Annotated in this window: 5 protein-coding genes; 3 read left to right on the top strand and 2 right to left on the bottom strand. The window is 32.5% G+C overall.

All coding sequences use genetic code 11. The annotated features are described in order from the left end of the window. On the top strand, positions 1-320 hold a 320-nt coding region (locus tag AC30RD_RS07600), incomplete at its 5' end, for an MnmC family methyltransferase (RefSeq protein WP_489493842.1). After that, positions 313-888: an AmmeMemoRadiSam system protein A gene (amrA, locus tag AC30RD_RS07595; protein WP_489493841.1), complete on the top strand. Its 576-nt coding sequence runs from the start codon at positions 313-315 to the stop codon at positions 886-888. The genes AC30RD_RS07600 and amrA, both read left to right, overlap by 8 nt. Here the strand turns inward: amrA and thpR are convergent. Both thpR and ribE read right to left on the bottom strand, forming a co-directional pair. Further along, positions 885-1,382, bottom strand: coding sequence for an RNA 2',3'-cyclic phosphodiesterase (gene thpR, locus AC30RD_RS07590; protein ID WP_489493839.1), 498 nt, complete (start codon positions 1,380-1,382; stop codon positions 885-887). The genes amrA and thpR overlap by 4 nt on opposite strands. 20 nt (positions 1,383-1,402) lie before the next feature. After that, the gene (ribE, locus tag AC30RD_RS07585; RefSeq protein ID WP_489493838.1) at positions 1,403-2,011 is read right to left on the bottom strand and encodes a riboflavin synthase; all 609 of its coding nucleotides are present in this window, start codon (positions 2,009-2,011) and stop codon (positions 1,403-1,405) included. Between the two features lie 69 nt (positions 2,012-2,080). Between ribE and mnmG the strand changes: the two genes are divergently transcribed. Continuing rightward, positions 2,081-3,279: tRNA uridine-5-carboxymethylaminomethyl(34) synthesis enzyme MnmG (mnmG, locus tag AC30RD_RS07580; protein WP_489493837.1), on the top strand; the 1,199-nt coding region annotated here is incomplete at its 3' end.

The raw sequence follows: 3,279 nt of genomic DNA, 5'->3' as shown, positions 1-3,279 counted from the left end.
ATCAAGATCCATTTAGTCCAAACAAAAATCCTTCATTATGGACGATAGAATATTTTAAAGAAATTTACGATCTTTTAGATAAAAATGGTGTTGTTACCACATATTCCATTGCAACCCCCGTGAGATTGGCTCTATTTGAAGCTGGATTTAGGGTGTATGAAAATGAGATAGAAGGGGTAAAAAAAGCTACCGTTGCTTCTAAAAAGAGGCTTTTTTTAAAAGAGATTGATATGGATTCTAAAAAAAGAAGAAGCACAAAAAGAGCTTTAAGCGATAAAGAGCTAAAAACGATAGATTTTATAAGGATAGCCAATGGATAAAAAACTAAAGCAGATACTTTTAAATATTGCAAGAGTTGCGATTAAAGAGGAGTTTATAGGGCATAAAGAGTTAAATGAAGAGGTAAAAAAGAGGTTAACAGATATGTTTGAAGATCTGAAAAAACCTGGGGCAACCTTTGTGACTATAAACGAGAGAGGTGCTTTGAGAGGATGTATAGGTTCATTAGTCGCATATAGACCGTTAATAGACGATGTTATTGAAAATGCAAAAGCCGCAGCGTTTAAAGATCCAAGATTTCCTCCACTAAGAGCTGAGGAGTTTGATCAAATCACTATAGAGATATCGGTTTTAAGTGAACCAAAGCCTTTGGAATATAAAGATATTGATGATTTGAAAAATAAAATAAGACCAAATCTCGACGGTGTTGTTTTAAAATATAACGGATATCAAGCAACTTTTTTACCGCAAGTTTGGGAAGATTTGCCCAATTTTGAAGAGTTTTTTTCCCATCTATGTATGAAAGCCGGATTAGTCCCTAACTGTTTAGATCTTCATCCGCAAATTTTAACATATCAGGTGGAGAAATTTAGCGAAAAAGATCTCTAAAACTCTTTTAATATTGAGTATTTAGGTCCCTTTGGAGTTAGTTCGCTTTTTATTAATGCAAGTTTTAAATGCATATAGCCTAACGTTTTTTCATCAAATATTTTAATAGTTTGGATAAAATTGGTAAAATTTCTAACTCTTTTTATTCTACATAAAGTTATATGGGATATAAATGGTTTATCATCTGTAAAATCAAGCTTTTTTAATATCTTTTTGTGAAGTTTATTGATTTCTTTATCATCGATTTTTGCGTATAATATTTTTGGGGGATGTCCAAAAAAACTTATGCCCTTTATTGGAATATCCTTTTTTTTATATCTAATCTCCTTTAATTTTAAAATGATGGATTTTGGATCATCCACCTCTCCTAAAAAATAGTATGTTAAATGAATATTTTCTTTTTCTACCCATTTTCCTTCAACAATCTTTTTAAATTTATGCTCAATCTGTTTTAAATATTCTATATGGGCAAAACTTCCAAGAAATAGTCTCAAATTTATTCCTTTCATAAATATTAAAATAGAGCCTCAAATTTTGTAACATCTTCCCAGCTTAAATTTTTTTCTTTTTTAAACAAATAATATATATATTTTGCGAACATATCTGTTTCTATATTTACTTTTCTTCCTATTTTATACTTACCAAAAAGAGTCTCTTTTAGCGTAATAGGAATTATTGTTAATCTAAAGCTATCTACAAAAACTTCATTTATCGTTAGGCTAACTCCATCAACGGCAATACTTCCTTTTGGTATAACAAATTTTATAAAATTTTTTGGTAATCTTATATAAAAATCGTATGAGTTTATATTTTTTTCTATTTTTGTTATAACTCCAGTGCAGTCGATATGCCCTTGTAAAATATGACCTTCGATTCTATCTCCAAGTTTCATGGCTGGCTCTATATGAACTTTTTCTTTATAATTTTCCAAAGCGATTATTTTTCTTGTCTCATCACTTATTTCAACATCAAAGCCGTCTTCAAAAATTTTTGTCACGCTAAGACATGCGCCGTTAACCGCAATAGAGTCCCCAATATTTGGTCTATATTTTGCTTTTAATTTTAAAATTTTTTTATCAAAACTTTTGACATTAGCTATCTCTTTTATAAGTCCTGTGAACATAAAATACCTTGATTTTTATTTTTAACTATTGTATAAATACCTTAAAATTATAGCCTAAAGAGGATTGAAATGAAATATGACGTTATAGTTATCGGTGGCGGTCATGCGGGTATCGAAGCAAGCTTGGCTTCTGCGAGAATGGGTATGAAGACGCTTTTAATCACTATTTTAGCAGAACAGATCGGTGCTGCAAGCTGTAATCCAGCTATAGGAGGTCTTGCAAAAGGACATCTTGTAAAAGAGATTGACGCTTTAGGCGGTGAGATGGGGATCTGCACCGATAAAACCGGAATACAATTTAGGATATTAAACGCTTCTAAAGGACCGGCAGTTAGAGGAAGTAGAGCGCAAATAGATATGGATAGATATAGGGTGTTTATGAGAACGATTATATTAAATACCCCAAATTTAGAGGTCTCTCAAGAGATGGTAGATGAGATTTTAACAAAAAATGCAAAGGTTACTGGAGTTTTGACAAATTTGAAAAATGTATATCACGCAAAAAAAGTTATAGTAACTACGGGAACTTTTTTAAAAGGGGTAATTCATATAGGTGAGATAAAACAAGAAGCAGGAAGAGCCGGAGAGTTCGCCTCAAAGAAACTAAGCGAATGTTTAAAAGAGTTTGGATTAAATATTGGGAGATTAAAAACAGGCACTTGTGCTAGGATAGACGCAAAAAGTATAGATTTTTCAAAAATGGAGATACAAAACGGCGATGAAAAACCGATCCCCTTTAGTTTTAGAACCGATAGATCAACTTTTAAGCCGATTCAACTACCATGTTATATAACCTATACAAACGAAAAAACTCATGAGATAATAGAGTCAAATTTCAGTAGAGCCCCTCTTTTTACGGGACAGATTGAAGGGATAGGTCCAAGATATTGTCCAAGTATAGAAGATAAGATATATAGATTTAGAGACAAAGAGCGACATCATATATTTGTAGAGCCTCAAACTTTAGAGGCAACGGAGTATTATATAAACGGAATGAGCACATCTTTGCCCCCCGATGTTCAAAGGGAGATGATAAGAAGCGTTAAAGGACTGGAAAAAGCTGAAATTGTTAGATATGGATATGCTATAGAGTATGATTTTGTTGATCCAACAGAACTCAAACATACTTTAGAGACAAAAAAAATTGAAGGTCTTTATTTGGCCGGACAGATAAATGGAACAACCGGATATGAAGAGGCTGCCGCCCAAGGACTAATGGCCGGAATAAACGCAGTTTTGGCTATAAAAGAAGAGGACCCTTTAGATCG

The sequence above is a fragment of the Nitrosophilus sp. genome, assembly GCF_982775275.1.
Note: the sequence above shows the minus strand (reverse complement) of the source record. Positions and strands in the feature narration are given on the sequence as shown.